Genomic DNA, 20,586 nt, shown 5'->3' with positions numbered 1-20,586 from the left:
CCGAAGTCTGCTCTTAGGCCTGCTGCACGCGGGCGTGGATTCTGGCGATCTGCTGCCAGGCCGACTCGATGGCGCCGGCCTGCCACCCGCCTAGGTAGCTCAAGTGTTCGCCGGCCAGATAGAGACGGCCGTCGGGCTGGCACAGGACGGGATAGCTGTCCTTGCGGCCGGTCTCGCCCCACTCGGCCCAGCCGCCGAGATTATATTCGGCCAGGTGCCAGCTGAACGAGAAGGCGTTCTCGTAGGCGTCGGCATATTCGGGGAAGATCTTCTGGCCCGCCGCCACGGCGAAGGCCGCGCGCTCGGCCGGGCTCTTGGCGCTGATCCGGGCCGCTTCGCCGCCGAACGCGTAGTAGCCGAGCAGCACGCCCTTCTGACCTTGCCAGCCATAGGAGGGCAGGGTGATCGAGTTGATGCCGGCCAGGTCGGTATAGATGTGGCCGCCGTAGATGTGGTGCTTGTCTTCCCAGAAGCGGTTCTTCATCTGCAGGCCGATCTTGTTGACCGGCGCGTAGGCGACGCCCTCCATCGCGGCCTTGAACGGGGCCGAGGCGTCGACGTCGATCTGCTTCAGCACGCTGAGCGGGATGGTGCACAGGCAGTAGTCGGCCGTGACCTCGGCCGCCTTGCCGTCGGCGCCCTTGTAGGCGACCGTCACGCCGGTGGGCGACTGCTTGATCTTCTCGACCACCGCGCCGTAGCGGATCATCGGGCCGACCTGCTTTTCGAAGGCCTTGGCGATCTGGTCCATGCCGCCGATCGGCTGCAGCATGGTGCGCTGCTGCTCGTAGCCCGTGACCGAGCTCAGGACCTTCCAGGCGTTGCTGTCCAGCACGTCCTTGAAGGCGTAGGGCGCCAGCTCCTTGCCAGGGCCGGGATCGACGCCCGCGCCGGGGTGGATCGAGAAGCCGCGGCCTTCGGTGCCCTTGTAGGCCAGATCCTTGGACAGCCGCCCCTCGTTGACCACGTAGGCGACGAAACGCTCCTTATCCATGCCCGACAGCGGGGCGTCGAGCTGGCCCTGGCTGGCGGCCTTGGCGACCAGCTCGGCGGTGTAGCCGCGGATGTCGGCGGCGACCTCGCCCTTGCGGACCGGCTTGCCGTTCAGCGGGCCCTTGCCCTTCTCGAAATAGATATAGGCCGCGTCGTTGTCGTTGACGAAGCTCTCCAGCGGCACGCCGAACAGCTTGGTGTAGTGCAGGGTCGAGCGGTGGTGGTACGGGATCCGCCACGGGCCGTGGTTGATGTAGTGGCCGTCGTCGAATTCGCAGGTCTGTTCGTGGCCGATCAGGTCGGTGTGCTTGAAGCCCTTGCGGGCGGTCTGGCAGCGACCGCCGGCATAGGAGCGAGCCTCCAGCACCTGCACCTGATAGCCGGCCTTGGAGAGCTCATAGGCGGCGGTCATGCCCGCCAGGCCCGCGCCCAGGATCACCACCTTGGTGTTCTTGGCCCCGCCGGTCAGCTCGGGCGGCAGCTCGGTGGCCGAAGCCTGTGAAAAGCCCAGGGCCTCCATGCCCGACAGAACCAAAGACATGCCGCCGACCGCGGCCAAGCTTTCGAAGAACCGACGGCGTGTGAGTACGCCACCCGCCGAAGACGCGTCCAATCCGCTCATTACATCCCCGCCCGTTATTGCCGGCGGATCACGTCGCGCCGGTTGGCCAGCATCTCGAAATTCCGATCTTCGCCGCGCAATCCGTTTTCAGTAAAGACGCAGGATGACCGGTCCGACGCCTGACCATTGGGCGCCTGGGGGCGGCTTTGAGCGATCGGTGGGCGGGGGCGAAAGATCGCCACGGACTCGCCGAATCCCTGTTTTGCTCGCCGCTCGGCGACCCGACATGGAGCCCCTATGACTTCGTCCGCACCCGCCCTGATCCTGCGCCTGGCCCGCGCCGACGACATGCCGGTGCTGAAGGCCCTGATGGACCGCGCGATCGGCGAGCTGCTGCGGGACTTCCTGCCGCCCGAGGGCGTGAAGGCTTCGTTCGAGATCATGGGCCTGGACACCCAACTGATCGCTGACGGCACGTACTTTGTCGTGGAAGATGCGGGCGAGATCGCCGGCTGCGGCGGCTGGAGCCGCCGCGCCACCCTGTTTGGCGGCGACCACTCGGCCGGGCGCGACGCGGCGCTGCTGGATCCCAACGTCGACGCCGCGCGGGTGCGGGCTATGTACACCCACCCCGATCACACCCGCAAAGGCGTTGGCCGGATGGTCCTGGACGCCTGCGAAGCCGCCGCTCGCGGCGAAGGCTTCGCCCGCGTCGAGATGGCGGCCACCATGGGCGGCGTGCCGCTGTACCGCGCCTGCGGCTACCACGACATCGAAGCCTTCGAGGCGGAGACCTCGGGCGGCTACCGCGTGCCGCTGATGCGGATGGGCAAGGCGCTCTGATCCCCAAAGCAAAAGGGGCGGACCCTGCGGTCCGCCCCTTCGCTATTCAGTCTCGTCCCAAGCCTTAGAAGGCGTAGGTCAGACGGCCGTAGTAATAGCCGCCGTTGATGCCGTACGGCGAGAAGCCCGGGTACTGCGTCACGCAGCCGCCGCCCGAAGCGATACAGGCGGTCTGGAACGCGGTCGTGAACTTGTCCGGATACTTGTTGAACGCGTTGTTGGCCCCGATAGCGGCGGTGACGCCCTTCAGGAACTTGTAGGACAGCTCGACGTCGGTGATCGCCGTGGCGCTGGCCACGGTGTTCAGCAGCGGACCGGTGCCCGGATCCGACAGGGCCTCGGCCTTGCCGTAGAAGGTTTCGGTCAGCGACAGCGAGACCTTGCCGAACGTGTAGAGGCCGTTCAGGCCGATCTTGTACTTCGGCGCGGCCTTCTCGAGCAGCGAGGCGGCGTTGCCGGCGAACAGGACCTGACCGGTCGGGAAGGCGGCGCTGGTGGTCGCCAGGGCGGCCGGCGGCGTCTTGACCTTGGTGATCTTGGTCTTGTTGAAGTTGCCCGACAGCGTCCAGTCGATGCGGCCCGCGTCGCCCAGGTCGGTCGGGTACGAGACCACGAAGTCCAGGCCGCGGGTGCGGGTGTCCAGGCCGTTCGAGAAGATGTTGATCCCGGTGCTGGCGACCGTGCTGTCCAGGATGTTGCCGTTGGCGGCGATCGCGGCGTTGACGTTGCTGTTGACCACGACGCCGTTGCGGATGCCGTAGACCGAGCTGGAGCCGAAGATCCGGTCCTTCAGATTGATCTGATAGACGTCGATCGTGGCCGTCATCTTCGGGATCGGGTGAGCGACGATGCCCAGGCTGTAGTTCTTCGACTTCTCCGGCTTCAGAGCGTCGATGCCCAGCAGACGGGCGGCCGGCGAGTTCGGGGCCAGCTGCACGAAGGCGCTGGTCGGCGAGACGTTGGTGGCCGAGTAGAACGATTCCGCCAGGGTCGGGGCGCGGAAGCCGGTCGAGACCGTGCCGCGGACGGCGAACATCTCGCTGAAGTCATAGCGGCTGGTCAGCTTGGCGACGGTGGTGTCGCCGAAGTCGCTGAACTTCTCGTAGCGGATGGCCGCGTCGATCTTCCAGGCCTCGATCGGGCTGACGGCGAAGTCGCCGTACAGGGCCCAGCTGGTGCGCGCGTGGCCGCCGGCGTCGGTCTTCTGGAAGCCCGGATACGACTGCGAGCCTTCCTTGTAGGTCGAGGCCGCGTCGCCCTGGCCGATGCGATAGGTGTCACGACGCTGCTCATACCCCAGGGCGACGTCCAGCGGCGTGGCCAGGCCGACGTCGAAGCCGCGACGCAGGTCCAGGTTGTTGGTCCACTGGGTGGTGCGCCAGCTGCCGGCGTGGAACGAGGTCGGGGTGAAGCCCTTGGTCGTGGTGGTCGAGGTGTCGGTGTAGAGGCTGGCGTTGGCCGAGTCCTCGACGCGCACCTCGATGTCGTCCTTGCCGTAGGTCGAGGACAGATCCATGTCCCAGCCGGCCAGCTTGCCCGAGACGCCCAGGGTCAGGCCGTAGTCGTCCTCGATGATGCGCTCGCGGGGCGAGAAGCCCAGCGGGAAGGGCCGGTCGGCGGCGCCCATCTTGCCCTGGATGCGGTTGTAGCGGCGGTAGTTCTCGTAGGCCGAGGCGTCCTTGTGGCCCATGGTGCCGAACGAATAGACCTCGAAGTCGCCCGGCAGCTCGACGCCGGCGTTGAAGGCCAGGTTGTTGATCCGGTACTCGGCGTCGCCCGAGATCAGGTTCAGGTTCGGATAGCCGGGGATCAGGCTTTCAACGGCGTTGTTGGCGGCCGAATAGCCCGGGCTAGCCGGGTTGACGACGCGCTGGTCGCCCAGGCCGCGGTTCGAGAAGCCGTGGTATTTGCTCTCGACGGTGATGTTCAGATAGCTGCTCTCGGTAGGCGCCATGCCGATGTTGATCGAGCCGCCGGCCGTCTTGCCGCCGCCGTCGAAATATTCGCCGCCGGTGGCCGAGATCGAGCCGCCCGAGACGTTCTTCTTCAGGATGATGTTGACGACGCCGGCGATGGCGTCGGTGCCGTACTGGGCGGCGGCGCCGTCGGTCAGCACTTCGATGCGGCCGATGCCGGCCATCGGAATGAAGCCCAGGTCGGCGGCGGCGGCGCCTTGGTAGACGCCCGACAGCACGGCGAGGTTGCCGGTGGTGTGACGGCGCTTGCCGTTGACCAGCACCAGGGCCTGGTTGGGCGAGAGGCCGCGCAGGCGGGCCGAAAGGGTCAGGTTGGCGGTGTCGCCGCCGAAGGCCTGGGCGTTGAACGACGGGACCAGGTTGGCCAGGCCGAGACGCAGGTCGACCGCGCCGGTGCGTTCCAGCGTGCTGGTGTCGACGACTTGGACGGGGGCGGGGCTGTCGATGACGCGCAGGCCAGTCTGGCGCGTGCCGGTGACGATGACGACGTCGATTTCGTTCTGATCGGCCGGCGCATCAGGTGCGGCGGCGAAAGCTTGTGCAGAGTATCCGAAAGTAACAGATAGCGCGGAAATACCCGCCAGAAGGGCAGGTTTAAAACGCCGAGTCATTAGTAACCCCCTCATTGTGTTTATTGACGCGTAATGATTCCCTCTTCCGTGGCGTTTTTCTCCCGACGATTATGATTTTTGACATTCACGCAAAAAATCATCGGATACTCCCCCGATGAATTCATGGGGAGGCAGGTTTCGGCGTTCGGCAATGGGGGGTGTTCTAGAAACGGTCACAACCGCGCCGGCGCCTCAATGGCGCCGTTTTGCGCGGCGGCGGGTCTCGGATTTTAGGCAGTTGGGTACGCGCGCTTTACACGCCTAGGGCGCGTACATGGTCGGTTTCACGCCACGAGGCGCATCGGCGGGGCCATTTCATCCGTCTCTTCGGTCTCGAAGAGGTCGAAGGCCTCTTCCCAGACCTGCAGGCGGGATTCGCGCAGTTCGGCGTCGTCGGTGACACGCACGATCTGGTCCTCGCGGTCGTTCCACACCAGGCCGATGTCGATCACGCGCTCGACGTCGCGGCCCAGCAGCAGGAACATGTCGGCCTTGGCCGCGCGCTCGTGGCTGATCCGGCGCAGGGTGCGGCCGTTGCCCATGTCGCGATGGATGTCGGCGAAGTCCATCACTGCCGAGATCATGGCCTGGTTCACGGGGGCGGTGGTCCAGGGGTTGCAAGCAAAGCGGGACATTGGCTTCTCCAGTCTCGACATCCGAACAATGACCAGGCATTGCGTCAGAAGCGGTCGTAAGTTGCCCCTCCGCTTGAGGAACGCATGAGACACGAGAAAGCTACACGGCTCCTGGATCTGGCCCGGATGCTGGCCGGTTCGGCCGAGGGCATGACCCTGGACGAGATGGCGCGCGCCCTGGACGTGGGCCGCCGCACTGCCGAGCGGATGCGTGACGCCGTCTGGACGGCCTTCCCGCAGATGGAGGCGATCGACGACCCGCCGACCAAGCGTTTCCGCATCCCCTCGGGCCTGGACGGCGTGTTCCAGACCCCGACCGCCGAGGAGCTGGCGGCGCTGCGCTCGGCCGCCGACAGCTACAAGGCCTCGGGCGCCGAGGCGCGGGCGGCTTCGCTCTATGCTCTGGAGGGCAAGCTGCTGTCGGCCCTGCGCGGCGCGGCCCGCCGCAAGGTGGCCCCGGATGTCGAGGCCCTAGTCCAGGCCGAGACCATCGCCGTCCATGCCGGGCCGCGCCCGTTCGAGGACCAGGCGCTGCTGACCGCCATCCGCACCGCGATCATGGGGCTGTCGGCCCTGTCGTTCACCTACAAGGGCGGCACCACGCCGGGGCGCACCCGTGAGGTGACGCCGCTGGGCGTTCTGTTCGGCCGCAGCAACTATCTGGTGGCGTCGGAAGGGGCGGGCGGTCCGCGCTCCTGGCGCCTGGACCGGATGAGCGACCTGAAGGTGCTGGATAGGCCGGCCTCGCCGCCCGAGGACTTCTCGCTGCAGGCCTTCGCGGACGAGAGCTTCGGCATCTATCACGACGAGATCCAGGACGTGGTGCTGCGGATCCATCCGCGCCGCGCCGAGGACGCCCTGCGCTGGCGCTTCCACGCCACCCAGAAGGTGAACCAGGAAGTCGACGGGTCGGTGACTGTGACCTTCCGGGCCGGCGGCATGCGCGAGCTGTCCTGGCACCTGTTCACCTGGGGCGGTGATATCGAGATCGTCGGGCCTCAGGTTCTCAAGGACATGATGGTCCAGGAGCTTCGCGAGGCTGGTCGCGCCCACGGGGCGTGGTAGGGACGCAGGATGAATTACCGCCACGCCTTCCACGCCGGCAACTTCGCCGACCTGCATAAGCACGCGATCGTGCTGGCCATGCTGTCGGCGCTCCAGAGCGAGAGCGACGCTGTGTCGATGATCGACACCCATGCCGGGGCAGGGGGCTATGACCTGTCCGGCGAGATGGCCCGCCGCTCGGGCGAGGCCCAGGCGGGGATCTTCCGGCTGAAGGCGGCCGAGGATGCGCCGGCGGTGTTCGGTTCGCTGCTGAAGGCGGTGGCCGACATGAACGGCGGGCGGGAGGGTGACCTCTATCCCGGCTCGCCGCTGTTGATGGCGCGAGGCCTGCGCAAGGCCGATCGCTACGCCGGCTGCGAACTGCGCCCCGACGACGCGGCGCTGCTGCGCAAGACCCTGGCGCCCTACGCCAACGCCCAGGCCCTGGAGGCCGACGGTTTCGCGACCGCCGTCCAGCAGGCGGGCAGGGGCGGCCGGGCCTTCGTGGTCATCGACCCGCCGTTCGAGCGGCCGGATGACTACAAGCGCATCGCCGAGACGACCAAGGCGGTCCTGGCCCGCGCGCCTGACGCGACCTTCGCCATTTGGCTGCCGATCAAGGACCTGGAGACCTTCGACGCCTTCCTGCGGATGATGGAAACCGTCACAGGCGATCTGTTAGTGGCCGAGCTCCGCCTCCGGCCCCTGACGGATCCCATGAAGATGAACGGCTGCGCGATGGTGATGATCGGCGCGCCCGCCGCGATCGACGAGGCGGCGGCGCAGGCCGGCGACTGGATCGCCGCGCGCCTGGGCGACAAGGGCGGCCGCTCGCGCGTCTGGCGCACGTGAGCAAGACGCCGCCGACCCTGGCGCAGGCCCTGCCGGTCTGGCTGAAGATCGGCCTGCTGGGGTTTGGCGGTCCAGCCGGCCAGATTGCGCTGCTGCACAAGGAAGTGGTCGAGCAGCGCGACTGGATCGACGATGACACGTTCGCGCGGGCCTTGAGCTTCTGCATGCTGTTGCCGGGGCCGGAAGCTCAACAGCTGGCCACCTGGCTGGGCTGGCGGCTGCATGGCGTGCGGGGCGGCGTGGCGGCGGGGCTGCTGTTCGTGTTGCCGGGCCTCCTGGTGATGCTGGGGCTGTCGGCGCTGTATGTCGCGCACGGCCGCTCGGACTGGGCGGGACCAGTGCTGCTGGGCCTGAAGGCGGCGGTGGTGGCGCTGGTGCTGCAGGCCCTGCTGAAGATCGGCAAGCGCGCGATCAAGGACCGGCTGGCGGCCTTCGTCTGTGGCGCGGCCTTCGTGGCTCTGTCTTTCACGACCCTGCCGTTCCCGTTGGTGATCCTGGCCGCCGGCGTCCTGGGCTGGGCGACGACCAAGGCGGGGAGCAAGTCTGCGCCGCGCCCCGCGCCGCTGAAGGGGCAGGCGAAGACGGCCCTGGCGTGCCTGGCCCTGTGGATCGCCCCGATCGCCCTGGCGTGGCTGGTCGCGCCGGGCTCGGTCCTGGCCTGGATGGGCCTGTCGTTCGGCGGGCTGGCGGCGATCAGCTTTGGCGGGGCCTATGCGGCCCTGGCCTATATCGGCCAGGCGGCGTCGGGGTTCGGCTGGCTGACGGCCAACCAGATGCTCGACGGCCTGGGCCTGGCCGAGACCACGCCGGGGCCGCTGATCCTGGTCTTCGTCTTCGTCGGCTTCGTCGGGGCCTTCCAGACCGCGCCGGCCGAGTGGGCGTGGCTGCTGGCTGTGCTGGGCGGGCTTATGGCGGCCTGGGTGACCTTCGCCCCGTCGTTCCTGTGGATCTTCGCCGGCGGGCCCTTGTTCGAGCGTTGGGGGCGTGAGCCTCAGCCCGCGCGGGCCCTGGCCCTGATCTCGGCCGCCTCGGTCGGGGTGATTGGCCAGCTGGCCCTGTGGTTCGCCATCCACCTGTTCTTCCGCAGCGGCCAGACGATGGAGGTCGCAGGCGTGGTCAAGGTCATGCTGCCGGACCTGGCCAGCCTGGACTACGGCGCGGTGGGCGTGACAGTGCTGGCCCTGATGCTGGTGTTCGCCACCCGCCTGCCGATGCTGGCCATGATCGCCGTGACGGTGGTTGCGGGGATCCTCCTGAAGGTCGTCGGAGTTGCTTGACGTAAGGTGAGCATTTTTGCGGTTGCGAACGCGTTTTCCGTGTTATGCTGCAGCGCAATAGATCGCCGGCGCTGGAGCACCTCCCCATGGTTTCGATCTTCTCTTTCCTTCCTGAATACAAGGCCGACAAGGTCGAGCCCGAGACCGTCCCGCACGTGGCGATCGGCGCGGCCTCGCCGCTGTGGCTGATGTTCGGTGGCGCCGCGATGGCGGGCGCTTCCTACTGGTGGTGGGCCAATCGCTGGCGCGAGGCGGTCAATGTCGAGGCCCTGATGGCCTTGGCCCCGGAGCCGGTCGCGCCGCCCGTCGAGAGCGTGGCGGTTCTGGACGCTGCGCCTCTGCCGGTTGCCGAGCCGGTCATCGAGGCCGTGACCCTGGTCGCCGAAACGACCGAGACCGTGCTCGACGCCACGCAAGAGATCGTCGAAGCCGCGGCCGAGCCGGTGGTCGAGGCCATCGTCGCCGCCAATGAAGACATCGCCGAAGCGGTGGTCGAACCCGTCGTCGCGGCCGAGCCCGTGGTCGAGGAGGTCGTCGAGGCCGCCGCCGAAGCGCCGGTCGAGGTCGTCGAAGCCGCCGCGCCCGTCGTCGAGGACGTCGCGAAGACCGCCGAAGCTCTTACGGACGACCTGACCCAGCTGGTCGGCATCGGCCCCAAGCTGGCCGCCTCGCTGGGCGAGCTGGGCGTGACCAAGTTCAGCCAGATCGCCGCCTGGACGCCCGACGAGCTGGCCTCGTTCGACGCGCTGCTGAACCTGAAGGGCCGCGCCGAGCGCGACGCCTGGATCGCCCAGGCCAAGCGGTTGCTTCCCGCGGTGAACTGAAACCTTCAAGCCTTGAATATTACCAGGCCGCCGGCTCGCCCCGGCGGCCTTTTTCGTGCCTGAAGTTGCTGCACTTTCCGTGCGCGTAAGCTGCTCAAAAGGCTGCGAAATGCCCCGTCGAACACCGCTAGTGCGTGCGAGATGCCACAGTTCGTCCAAAATGCGACAAAACGGCGACGGTGAGATTGCACGAATTTAATGAAGCAGATTGGGTAGGCCTTAGCGGTACTTGTCGCGCCAAGGGGGCTTGGTGGGGAGGCGTGCCGCGAGTTCCGTAATAAAGGCGAAAATCCTCCAATGCTCACCCATCGCAGACATCTTCTGGCCTCGACGTTCATCGCCGGGCTGGCGGTCAGCGTTGCGTTGCCGGCCATGGCTCAAACGGCCGCTCCGCTACAGACCACCGACAGCAAGGCTTCGGATAATTCCGAGGTCGAGGCCGTCGTCGTCACCGGCTCGCGCATCAAGCGCAACGAGTTCAACAGCCCCGACCCGGTTCAGGTCATCACGGCCGACCAGGGGCGGCTGAAGGGCATCGGCAACACGGCTCAGTTGCTGCAGTCCTCGACCATCGCCTCGGGTTCGCCGCAGATCACGGCCGCCGTCTCCAGCGCCTTCGTCACCGACGGCGGCCCGGGTTCGGAAACCGTGTCGCTGCGCGGCCTGGGCGCCAATCGCACGCTGGTGCTGCTGAACGGCCGTCGCGCCGGTCCGGCCGGCACGCGCGGCGGCGTCTCGGCCTTCGACCTGAACGTGCTGCCGGTGTCCGCCATCGACCGCGTCGAAATCCTGAAGGACGGCGCCTCGTCGGTCTACGGCTCGGACGCCGTGGCCGGGGTCGTCAACATCATCACCAAGCGCGGCCAGGACGGCTTCAGCATCGACGCCTTCGCCAGCCAGCCCGAAAAGCACGGCGGCCAGGAGTTCCGCACCAGCGTCGGCTTCGGCAAGACGTTCTCGCGCGGCTTCTTCAACATCACCTACGACTACGCCAAGAAGACCGAGCAGACGCGCGGCCAGCGCGCCTGGACCAACTGCGGCCAGTCGTACATCTTCGACGCCAACGGCAAGCGCAAGGACACGATCGACCCGCGCACGGGCCAGACCCAGTGCCGCGACCTGCTGTACGATCAAGTCTGGCTGTACACCCTGCCGGACTTCGAAGGTCGCGACGGCAAGCTGCAGTTCGACTACAACAACAACCTGGGCAAATACATTCCGCAGTACCCGGCCGGTAAGGCAGGCGACTATCCGGGCATGCCGCCGGGCTTCTTCGTGGTCGGCGACAGCAACGATCCGGCCAATCCCGACATGGGCGTGCTGGACTACAACAGCCCCTACAACCTGGCCACGTCGGTGACGCCGCGCACCGAGCGCAACACGGTCTTCGCCCAGGCCTCGTTCGACGTGAACGACCATGTCGAAGCCTATGCCGAGGTGCTGCTGAACCGCCGCGCCACCAAGACCAATGGCTACCGCCAGTTCTGGACCTATCTCTACACCGAGGACTACGGCGACCCCTTCAGCGCCGGCTTCACCGGTGACTTCGTCCTCAGCCCGACCATCGTCACGCCGCGCGCTCGCGATGGCCAGAAGGTCGACTACCAGCGCTATGTCGGCGGTCTGCGCGGCGACTTCGGCGACACCTTCCTGAAGGGCTGGGACTGGGACATCTTCGCCCAGTACAGCCACAACAAGGGCCTGTACTCGCAGGACGTGCTGCTGGCCGACGCCGTCAACAGCGCCGACGGCCGCACCGATTTCGGAACGACGGGTCTGGGCAAGCCCAACCCGATCCCGCGCCCGACCGCCTCGTGCGTCGGCTACACCACGCCGATCAGCAAGCGTAAGTGCGTCGACGTGAACTGGATGTCGCCCGACTTCCTGGCCGGCAAGTACACGCCGGAAGAAGAGGCGTTCCTGTTCGACACCGAAACCGGCAAGACGATCTACAAGCAGTTGGCGATCGAAGGCTCGGTCTCGGGCGACCTGTTCAAGCTCCCGGCCGGCACGGTCGGCGCCGCCTTCGGCGTCGCCTATCGCAAGGACGAGATCAACGACACCCCCGGCGCCATCACCCGCGCCGGCAATATCTGGGGCTCGTCGACCTCGGGCATCACCGCCGGCAAGGACACGACCAAGGAAATCTACGGCGAACTGGGCGTTCCGCTCGTGAAGAACGTGCCGTTCATCCAGTCCTTGGACCTGTCGCTGTCGGGCCGCTACACCGACGTCAACAGCTATGGCAGCGACCAGACCTACAAGATCGGCCTGAACTGGCAGATCATCCCGTCGGTTCGCCTGCGCGCCACGCGCGGCACCTCGTTCCGGGCCCCGGCGCTGTTTGAACTGTACAAGAACGCAGAGACTGGCTTTGCCGATCAGCGCTCGATCGATCCCTGCATCCGCTGGCAGTCGAACCTGACCGCCGGCAACATCACGCAACGCGTCGCCGACAACTGCAAGGCCGCCGGCATTCCGCCCGCCTATACCGGCGCGGGCGCGCAAGCGACGGTCACTTCTGGCGGTGGCGCCGGCGCGCTGGACGCTGAAACCTCGAAGGCCACGACCTACGGCATTATCTGGACGCCGAAGTTCGCTGACCTGAAGGTGGCGGTCGACTATTTCGACATCCAGGTGAACGACGAGATCACTCAGGTGGGCGCGGCCCGGATTGTCAGCGGCTGCTACAAGTCGCTGAACTTCCCGAACGATGGGCTTTGCTCGTTGTTCAAGCGCGGCCCGTCCAACCTGATCACGGACGTCACCGACAACTACCTGAACATCGCCAAGCAGGTGAACAAAGGCCTGGACCTGACCGTGAACTACGGCCAGGACCTGCCTTGGGACATCCGTCTGGATACCGAGCTGCAGTCGACCTGGCAGTTCAAGGACACCACGGCCCTGTTCGCCGACACCGTCGTCGACAGCAACGGTTTCGTGGGCGATCCGGACTGGACCGGCCAGCTGAACTTCCGCTTCACCAAGGGTGACTGGGCCGCGCTGTGGGGCATCGACATGATCGGCAAGGCCTCGGATGCCGAGGACTATGCCGACAAGAACACGGCCGGGACCACGTTCTACAAGATCCACACCGAGTTCACGGCCTATCACAGCCTGTCGCTGCAGAAGAAGTTCGAGGACTTCACCCTGCTGGGCGGCGTGGCCAACATCTTCAATGAGGCCCCGCCCCAGGTCACCCTGTCCCAGGGTAACTACAACACGGTGGGCCGTTCGGTGCTGGCCTCGCAGTACGACTATATCGGCCGCCGCATGTTCGTGAGCTTCCAAGCGAAGTTCTAAGCACGCGAAGGCGGGATGCGAGCGCCGAGAGGCGTTTCGCGTCCCGCCGTCACGGTCTAGTCTTTGGGCGGCGGAGCGATCCGCCGCCTTTTGTTTTCGAGTCGCGGGAAGCCTCCGTCGTGAACGCCATCATCCGGGGCAAGCCCGACAATCTGGACGAGATCGGCCAGCGCTTCGACCGCGCCCGTCTCTCCCAATCCGTCTTCCTGAACAGCGTGCCCAAGGCCGGCACCCACCTGATCCGCAACATTCTGCGGATGTTCGTCGCGCCCGAGCAGCACTGGCCGCGCGAGTACATCCAGCACGCCCTGCTGGGTCGCAGCCGCGACGCCTTCGATCCCAAGGCCCCGATGATCAGCTGGGGCCACATGCTGTTCTCGGACGAGTCCGCCGTAGCCCTGCGCGACGTGCGCCACATCGTGCTGGTGCGTGACCCCTATGACTGGGTGCTGGCGCGGGCGCGCTTCTACCTGTCGGACGAGTTCCAGGGGAACCTGAACCACATCAAGGACGGCGGGGCGGCGGTCGAGGACGTCATCATGATGATGATCCTGGGCGCCCACGGCCGCGTGCCGGACCTGCGCGATATCTTCAGCATGAACGCCGTGGCCTGGATGGGCTCCAGCGCCGTGATCGTCCGCTACGAGGACATCGTCGACAGCCTCAAGGACCTGGGCTCCAAGCGGGCCGAGGCCTTCTTTCGCCAGCTCTTGGGCGATTGCGGCATCGACCTGCCGGCCGACTGGCGCGAGCGCGTCGAGGCCGGCGCCGACCCGCGCGAGAGCCGCACCGCCCGCGAGAACCTGCAGGTGACGGCCGAGGTGCCCAAGGTGCTGTCCGACGTCCACAAGCAGGTCGTCGACTTCCATGTGCCGGGCCTGCGGGCGCTGCTGGGTTACGCCTGAGCATGACTGACAACACTGAGCTGTGGGCGCTGTGGAAGCGCCTGAAGAGCCATTTCCCGGTCTGGTCGCTGTTGCCGTCTTCCATCTGGACGCCCGGCGCCTGGGGCTATGTCGGCGTCGACTTCCTCAGCGGCTTTCGCAAGAACCCGTCGACGATCCGTTCGTTCGCGCTGCTCGAAGGCGTCGACGAGGCCACGTTCGACGCGCTGTCGGCCCTGGCCAATCTGAACGTGCGCCGGCAGGACCAGATCTTGCGGGTGGTGATCATCGGCTACCTGACCGTGCCGCTGTCGATCGTGGCGCTGCTGGCCGAGCTGGCCGGCGACAGCGTGATGAGCTTCGTCCGGGGCAACCTGCACATGGTCATCGTCAGCGCCTGCACCGCGACCATGGGGCCGCTGATGTACCTGATGAGCCATTGGCGCTCGCGCCAGATCGTCAGCGTGCTGGACCTGATCCGCATCGAACGCGGCCAGGCGCCGTTCACGGCGCTGGAGCTGCGGGAGGAGTAGGGGGAGGATCTTAGAGTTAGCGCCGCCGCTCCATCATCACGATCGGAGACCCCTTGTAGGTCGCATGGGCCTTGATCCTGAACCCCACCTTAGCCGCCAGGGCCAGGGAGGCGGCGTTGTCGGCGTCGATGATGCAGGGCACGACCTCCGGCGCCAGGGCCTGGTCGATCCAGTTCAGGCCCGCCCGCACCGCCTCGGTGCCGAATCCATGGCCGTGCGACCAGGCCGCCAGCACCCAGCCCATCTCCGGCAGGTCGTACAGGCTGGGCGTCAGGTCGCGGCGCAGGTCGGCGAAACCGACCTCGCCGACATAACGCCCCGTCGAGGTCTCGCGCACCGCCCAGTAGCCGAAGCCCAGCACCTCCCACAGGCCGCGGGCGCGCATCAGGCGGGTCCAGCTTTCCTCCTCGGTGAAGGCGCGGCCGCCGACGTGGCGGACCACCACGGGATCGGCCCACATGGCCTTGCTGTCCTCGAAGTCCGACAGCTGCGGCGCGTTGAGCGTGAGGCGGGCGGTGGTCAGGGTCGGGACGGGCATGCAGACTCGGCGTTTGCGGCGGACGCCCCGCAAGCTACACCGGCTCCACGACCTGGAAAGAGCCCATGACCGCCCCCGCCGACGCCATCGCCGCCCGCCGCAAGCTGACCAACAAGCTGATCGCCGCCAAGGACGCCGCGCGGCTGCGGCCGTTCTTCGATCCGCGCATGACCCTGATCGCCGGCGACGGCTCGCTGCTGCTGGGGGCCGAGGACGTGCTGGCCGCCTTCGCCAGCCAGTTCGCCGATCGGGGCTTCATCGCCTATGTCCGCACGACCGAGCAGATCGACCTGGACGCCGATGGTAACCGCGCCGCCGAACGCGGCCGCTGGGTCGGCTCCTGGAAGGACGCGGCCGAGCAGTCGGGGACCTATCTGGCCACCTGGAAGAAGGTCACCGGCCAGTGGGTGATCGAGAACGAGCTCTACGTGACGCTCGCATGATCGGTGTGACCGCAATCATCGCTGGATTTCGCCGGATGACTCGGAATTAATTTCGCCAAACTCGCGCAAGGGGCTTACCCCTTCGCCTCCAATTCGGCTCCTGGGAGGGAAAGCCTTGCTCAATCGTCGCCATATGATGTTCGCCACCGCCGCCGCGGGGTTCGCCGCCACCGGTGGTCTGCCGACCCTGGCCCTGGCCCGCGAGGGTGAAGTCGCCAAGCTGAACGCCTTGTTCGACGACATCATGGCCAAGCAGCTGCGCCAGTCGCCCGAGACGGCCACCAGCCTGGGCCTCGACAGCGGCGACCTGGCCTGGACCAAGGATCTGCTCAGCGACCGCTCGGCCGCCGCCATCGAGGCGGGCAAGGTCCAGACCGCCAAACAGCTGGCCGACCTGCGCGCCATCGACCGCAAGGCCATCAAGGGCATGGATGCGGCCAACTACGACACCGTCGAGTTCGTGCTGGCCGTCCAGGACGAGGGCAACAAGCAGTTCACCTACGGCGGCGGCGGTTCGGGCGCGCCCTACGTCCTCTCGCAGCTGACCGGCAGCTACCAGCAGATGCCGGACTTCCTGGACACCCAGCACAGCATCGAGACCAAGGCCGACGCCGACGCCTATCTGGCGCGGATGGAGGGCTTCGCCCGCCTGATGGATCAGGAAACCGCCCTGGCCAAGCAGGACATGGCCGACGGCGTGATCCCGCCGGACTTCATCATCGACAAGACCCTGATCCAGATGAAGGCCTTCGCCGACACCCCGACGGCCGACGCGCCGCTGGTCAAGTCGATCGCCCGCCGCACGAAAGAGAAAAACATTGGGGGCGACTGGGCCGGTGAAGCCTCCAAGATCTACGAAGGCTCGGTGCTGCCGGCCCTGAAGCGCCAGATCGCGCTGATGGAATGGGCCCGCCCCAAGGCCGTGCACGACGCCGGCTGCTGGCGCCTGAAGGACGGCGGCGCCTACTACGCTACGTCGCTGAAGAACTACACGACTTCGGATCTGAAGCCGGACGAGATTCACCAGCTGGGCCTGGACCTGGTCAAGTCGATCTCGGCCGAGGCCGACAAGCTGTTCAAGAGCATCGGCATGAAGACCGGCACGGTCGGCGAGCGCATGGCCAAGCTGGGCGAGGACTTCTATCCGAACACGGATGCGTCCAAGGAACAGCTGATCAAGGACCTGAACGAGAAGGCCGCCTGGATCCAGAAGCAGCTGCCGGCCTATTTCGGCGCGCTGCCCAAGGCCCCGCTGGAAATCCGCCGCGTGCCCAAGGCCATCGAAGCCGGCGCGCCGGGCGGCTACTACAACTCGCCCTCGCTCGACGGTAAGCGCCCCGGCATCTACTGGATCAACCTGCGCGACACCAAGGAGCAGGCCAAGTACACCCTGACCACCCTGACGGTGCACGAGGGCGTCCCGGGTCACCACCTGCAGCTGTCGATCTCGAACGAGGCCAAGGGCCTGCCCATGATCCGCAAGATCATCGGCTTCTCGGGCTACACCGAGGGCTGGGCGCTCTATTCCGAGCAGCTGGCCGTCGAGATGGGCATCTACAAGACCGACCCGCGCGGCCACATCGGCATGCTGCACGACGCCCTGTTCCGCGCCGTGCGCCTGGTGGTCGACACCGGCATGCACCACAAGAAGTGGAGCCGCGAGCAGGCCGTGAAGTACATGGCCGAGACCATGGGCGACGAGGAAAGCGGCTCGATCACCGAGATCGAGCGCTACGTCGTGTGGCCGGGCCAGGCCTGCAGCTACATGATCGGCAAGATCGTCTGGCTGCGCGTCCGCGCCAAGGCTCAGAAGGCCCTGGGCAAGAAGTTCGACATCCGCGAATTCCACGACGCGGGCCTGCTCTCGGGCATGACCCCGCTGACCACCCTGGAACGCGTGATCGACGACTACATCGTCGCGAAGGGCGGCAAGGCCTAGACCTTACCCCCAGCTGTCGGAAGCCCCGGCCCGGCGCGCAACGGCTTTGACCGGCGCGCTGGGTCGCAGGGCGGGGGCGGGCTTGTCGACGGGCTTGCCGTAGAGCCAGCCCTGGGCGAAGTCGACGCCGGCGGCGCGGACGATCTCCTCGACCTCGACGGTCTCGACCATCTCGGCGACCGTGCGGATCTTCAGGTCGCGGCACAGCTCGACCAGGCGGCGCACCAGGGCGCCGTCGCGGCCGTTGTCGGCCAATTCGCGGACGTAGCGGCCGTCGATCTTGACGATGTCCAGCTGCAGCTGCTGCAGGTAGGCGAACGAGGACGAGCCGGCCCCGAAGTCGTCCAGGCAGACCAGCGAGCCCATGCCGCGCAGGCTCTGGATGTGCTGGTTGGCCACGGTCAGGTTGTCGATGGCGCGGGTCTCGGTGATCTCGAAGATCAGCCGGCCCTTGGCCTCGTCGTACTTGGCGAGCAGGCGGCTGACATGGTCGACGAAGCTCTCGTTGCCGATCGTCTGGCCCGAGACGTTGACCGCCAGGCGCAGCTTGCGCTCCTGGTCATTGGCCAGCTTCTTGACGGCCTGCTCGACGATGGCGTGGTCCAGCTCCTCGATCAGGTCAAATTCCTCGGCCATGCGGATCAGGGCGAACGGGCTGCCGCCGTCCTCGAACCGCACCAGGGCCTCGTGGTGATGGGCCAGGCCCGTGGCCAGCGAGACCACCGGCTGGTAGGCCAGCGTGAAGCGCCGCTGGCTGACCGCCACGCCCAGGGCGCCGGCGCGGGCCAGGGTCCGCTTCACGGACCGGTTCATCGCCTCCGACAGGGTCATCGGCGGCATGTCCTTCAGGCCCTCGCGCAGGAAGTCGTCGAGGGCGTAGCGCAGGGCGCGAAGGGCGCGGGACGAGCCGCCGCCGGACTCCAGCGGCACCACGTGGGCGTCGGCTTCGGCGCTGACCATCTTGGTCAGGCGCTTGACCATGTTCTCGGGCCGGTCGTCGCGCTGGCGCAGCAGGGCGAAGCGGTCGGGCGACAGGCGGGTGGCGGCCGAACCGCCGTGCGACTCGGCGCGGACGGCGCTGGCGACGCGGACGTCCAGGGCCTGGGCCTCGCTGGGCGTCAGGCCTTCGCGCATGGCGCCCAGGCCCGCGAACTCGACCATGGCCAGTTCCAGCTCCAGGCCCGTGACGCGGGCGGCCTCGAACAGGCCCTGGGCGATGTCGTCGAACGACTCGCGGGGCTGCAGGCTGTCGGCGGTCAGGGGCGGGCCGGCCGACTGGGCGGCGGTGGCGGCGCACGAGACGCGGCCGTCGTTCTCGGGCAGGGCGCGCAGGATGACCCGCACGCAGCGATCCTCGGCCCCGGCCAGGCGCAGCACCACCGGACCCCGGCGGATGCCGTCGTCGGCGCAGCTGAGCATGGCCTCCATCAGCGGGCGGTCGTCGGGGTGGAACAGATCGGACCAGGCCTGGCCCATCAGGCCGGCCTCGCTCTTGCCCATGACCTTTTGCGCGGCGCCCAGCGCCAGGCGCACACGGCCGCTCTGCAGCTCGACGAGAAGATCGGCGCTGGCGAAGGCCAGGCCCAGAAGGCGGCGCGGATCGATGGACAAGTCTGCAGTCCCCCCAAAGACTGGACCATAAGAAGCAGTGAAGCTGGCACAGCGGGACTTAAGGACCGGTTTCGGCGCGGCGGGTGTCACGGAATTTCCGGCCCGGCAGGGTGCGGCATTCTGGCCTACGTCAGAAACGGACGTTTCTGCTTATGAGAACATCTTGCGAACCTGGAACAAAGCATGTACGCCTTTAACTGTGTTCCACAGGTCGTTGGGACGCGGCGCTGGAAGCGCCGATCGGGCGACCGGAATCATGGGATAGAGGGCGGATCAACAATGACCAGTCAGGCGGCTTTGAAACTCGTGGGCAAGGAAGAAGGCGACAAGCAACGCGCGCTAGAGGCGGCTCTCGCCCAGATCGACCGCGCGTTCGGCAAGGGCTCGGTGATGAAGCTGGGCGAAAAGGGCAAGGTCGAGATGGAGTCCGTCTCCACCGGCTCGCTCGGCCTGGACATCGCCCTGGGCATCGGCGGCCTGCCCAAGGGGCGGATCATCGAGGTCTATGGCCCGGAAAGCTCGGGTAAGACCACCCTGGCCCTGCACGTGGTGGCGGAAGTCCAGAAGGCCGGCGGCACCGCCGCCTTCGTCGACGCCGAGCACGCGCTGGATCCGTCCTACGCGCACAAGCTGGGCGTCAATCTCGACAGCCTGCTGGTCTCGCAGCCCGACAACGGCGAACAGGCCCTGGAGATCACCGACACCCTGGTGCGCTCGGGCGCCGTCGACATCGTGGTTATCGACTCGGTCGCGGCCCTGACGCCGAAGGCGGAAATCGAAGGCGAGATGGGCGACAGCCTGCCGGGCCTGCAAGCCCGTCTGATGAGCCAGGCGCTGCGCAAGCTGACCGCCTCGATCAACAAGGCCAACACCATCGTCATCTTCATCAACCAGATCCGTCACAAGATCGGCGTGATGTACGGCAGCCCGGAAACCACCACGGGCGGCAACGCGCTGAAGTTCTACGCCTCGGTGCGCCTGGACATCCGCCGCACCGGTTCGGTGAAGGTCCGTGACGAGATCATCGGCAACAATGTCCGCGTGAAGGTGGTCAAGAACAAGGTGGCCCCGCCGTTCCGCGAGGTCGAGTTCGACATCATGTACGGCGAGGGCATCTCCAAGCTGGGCGAAGTCATCGACCTGGGCGTCAAGGCCGGGATCATCGACAAGGCCGGCTCGTGGTTCTCGTACGGCAGCCAGCGCATCGGCCAGGGCCGCGACAATGTCCGCGAGTTCCTGAAGACCAATCCCGACGTCGCCGCCTCGATCGAAGCGGCCGTCCGCAAGTCGTCGCAGAAGATCGAGGAAGAGCTCCTGGTCGGCGGCCCGGAGGACGGCGAGGAAGAATAGTCCTCGCAAGGTTTCGCGGCCCTCGCCCGACCCCGGGCGTCCCCGCCTTCAACACGCCCGCGGCCGGACCGCCGCGAGGGCCGCGATTGCAGGCCGCCTGGACCCCATGCCAGGCGGCCTATTTCGTTTCTGGAGCGGGCAGGATGGAGATCCTCCCCCTAGCGAGGGAGGTGGCGCGCAGCGCAGGAGGGGGAAGGGCAGGGGTGTCCAACCAAACCCCGTCATCCCGCGCTTTATGCGCGGGACCCATCTGTCCGCCGCAAGTGCGGAGCGGACCGAAGCTCTCACGCGGAAGCTGACCCATGGGTCCCGTGAACAAGTCGCGGGATGACGGCTGGAGGGCTGGTTGAGCAAAACTCAGCCTCCGA

The 20,586-nt window shown here is 67.0% G+C and carries 16 protein-coding genes; 11 read left to right on the top strand and 5 right to left on the bottom strand.

The features are described 5' to 3' along the window. Positions 1 to 13: 13 nt before the first annotated feature. Entirely contained in the window at positions 14 to 1,615 is a 1,602-nt protein-coding gene (locus tag AC1RRR_RS24330) for a flavin monoamine oxidase family protein (protein ID WP_492816966.1), read from the bottom strand. A gap of 237 nt (positions 1,616 to 1,852) precedes the next feature. On the opposite strand from AC1RRR_RS24330, the gene AC1RRR_RS24325 reads away from it, so the two are divergent. Next, complete coding sequence (locus AC1RRR_RS24325; RefSeq protein WP_492816964.1) at positions 1,853 to 2,398, top strand: GNAT family N-acetyltransferase; 546 nt, start codon at positions 1,853 to 1,855, stop codon at positions 2,396 to 2,398. A gap of 64 nt (positions 2,399 to 2,462) precedes the next feature. Here the strand turns inward: AC1RRR_RS24325 and AC1RRR_RS24320 are convergent, their stop codons facing one another. Together AC1RRR_RS24320 and AC1RRR_RS24315 are read right to left on the bottom strand one after the other, a co-directional pair. Next, complete coding sequence (locus tag AC1RRR_RS24320) at positions 2,463 to 4,985, bottom strand: TonB-dependent receptor plug domain-containing protein (RefSeq protein ID WP_492816962.1); 2,523 nt, start codon at positions 4,983 to 4,985, stop codon at positions 2,463 to 2,465. Positions 4,986 to 5,269: 284 nt separating this feature from the next. Further along, positions 5,270 to 5,620, bottom strand: a complete 351-nt coding sequence (locus tag AC1RRR_RS24315; protein WP_492816960.1) for a hypothetical protein — start codon at positions 5,618 to 5,620, stop codon at positions 5,270 to 5,272. 84 nt (positions 5,621 to 5,704) lie between these two features. Here AC1RRR_RS24315 and AC1RRR_RS24310 point away from each other — a divergent pair, with 84 nt between their 5' ends. The 7 genes from AC1RRR_RS24310 to AC1RRR_RS24280 all read left to right on the top strand — a co-directional run bounded on the left by AC1RRR_RS24310 (position 5,705) and on the right by AC1RRR_RS24280 (position 14,337). After that, on the top strand, positions 5,705 to 6,685 hold the full coding sequence (locus AC1RRR_RS24310) for a helix-turn-helix transcriptional regulator (protein ID WP_492816958.1): 981 nt from the start codon (positions 5,705 to 5,707) through the stop codon (positions 6,683 to 6,685). A gap of 9 nt (positions 6,686 to 6,694) precedes the next feature. Beyond that, complete coding sequence (gene rlmJ, locus AC1RRR_RS24305) at positions 6,695 to 7,516, top strand: 23S rRNA (adenine(2030)-N(6))-methyltransferase RlmJ (RefSeq protein ID WP_492816956.1); 822 nt, start codon at positions 6,695 to 6,697, stop codon at positions 7,514 to 7,516. Beyond that, the gene (chrA, locus tag AC1RRR_RS24300; RefSeq protein WP_492816954.1) at positions 7,513 to 8,793 is read left to right on the top strand and encodes a chromate efflux transporter; all 1,281 of its coding nucleotides are present in this window, start codon (positions 7,513 to 7,515) and stop codon (positions 8,791 to 8,793) included. The genes rlmJ and chrA overlap by 4 nt, the downstream gene beginning before the upstream one ends. 86 nt (positions 8,794 to 8,879) lie before the next feature. Continuing rightward, the gene (gene phaH, locus AC1RRR_RS24295) at positions 8,880 to 9,617 is read left to right on the top strand and encodes a phasin PhaH (RefSeq protein ID WP_492816952.1); all 738 of its coding nucleotides are present in this window, start codon (positions 8,880 to 8,882) and stop codon (positions 9,615 to 9,617) included. Between the two features lie 297 nt (positions 9,618 to 9,914). Then, the gene (locus AC1RRR_RS24290) at positions 9,915 to 12,920 is read left to right on the top strand and encodes a TonB-dependent receptor plug domain-containing protein (RefSeq protein ID WP_492816950.1); all 3,006 of its coding nucleotides are present in this window, start codon (positions 9,915 to 9,917) and stop codon (positions 12,918 to 12,920) included. A 119-nt stretch (positions 12,921 to 13,039) separates the two neighbouring features. Then, entirely contained in the window at positions 13,040 to 13,825 is a 786-nt protein-coding gene (locus AC1RRR_RS24285; RefSeq protein ID WP_492816948.1) for a hypothetical protein, read from the top strand. Positions 13,826 to 13,827: 2 nt separating this feature from the next. Then, positions 13,828 to 14,337, top strand: a complete 510-nt coding sequence (locus tag AC1RRR_RS24280; RefSeq protein WP_492816946.1) for a hypothetical protein — start codon at positions 13,828 to 13,830, stop codon at positions 14,335 to 14,337. A 16-nt stretch (positions 14,338 to 14,353) separates the two neighbouring features. On the opposite strand, the gene AC1RRR_RS24275 is transcribed toward AC1RRR_RS24280, so the two are convergent. Next, the gene (locus AC1RRR_RS24275; protein ID WP_492816944.1) at positions 14,354 to 14,875 is read right to left on the bottom strand and encodes a GNAT family N-acetyltransferase; all 522 of its coding nucleotides are present in this window, start codon (positions 14,873 to 14,875) and stop codon (positions 14,354 to 14,356) included. Positions 14,876 to 14,940: 65 nt separating this feature from the next. Here AC1RRR_RS24275 and AC1RRR_RS24270 point away from each other — a divergent pair, with 65 nt between their 5' ends. Next, positions 14,941 to 15,318: a nuclear transport factor 2 family protein gene (locus AC1RRR_RS24270; protein WP_492816943.1), complete on the top strand. Its 378-nt coding sequence runs from the start codon at positions 14,941 to 14,943 to the stop codon at positions 15,316 to 15,318. A gap of 115 nt (positions 15,319 to 15,433) precedes the next feature. After that, entirely contained in the window at positions 15,434 to 17,257 is a 1,824-nt protein-coding gene (locus tag AC1RRR_RS24265) for a DUF885 domain-containing protein (protein ID WP_492816941.1), read from the top strand. Positions 17,258 to 17,260: 3 nt separating this feature from the next. Here the strand turns inward: AC1RRR_RS24265 and AC1RRR_RS24260 are convergent, their stop codons facing one another. Further along, positions 17,261 to 18,868, bottom strand: a complete 1,608-nt coding sequence (locus AC1RRR_RS24260; protein ID WP_492816939.1) for an EAL domain-containing protein — start codon at positions 18,866 to 18,868, stop codon at positions 17,261 to 17,263. 279 nt (positions 18,869 to 19,147) lie between these two features. Here AC1RRR_RS24260 and recA point away from each other — a divergent pair, with 279 nt between their 5' ends. Next, on the top strand, positions 19,148 to 20,218 hold the full coding sequence (gene recA, locus AC1RRR_RS24255) for a recombinase RecA (protein ID WP_492816937.1): 1,071 nt from the start codon (positions 19,148 to 19,150) through the stop codon (positions 20,216 to 20,218). Positions 20,219 to 20,586: the final 368 nt, after the last annotated feature.

It is taken from the genome of Caulobacter sp. GW821-FHT12D05 (assembly GCF_058807295.1).
The sequence above is the reverse complement of the archived record's forward strand: the minus strand, read 5'-3'. Positions and strand labels throughout refer to the sequence as shown.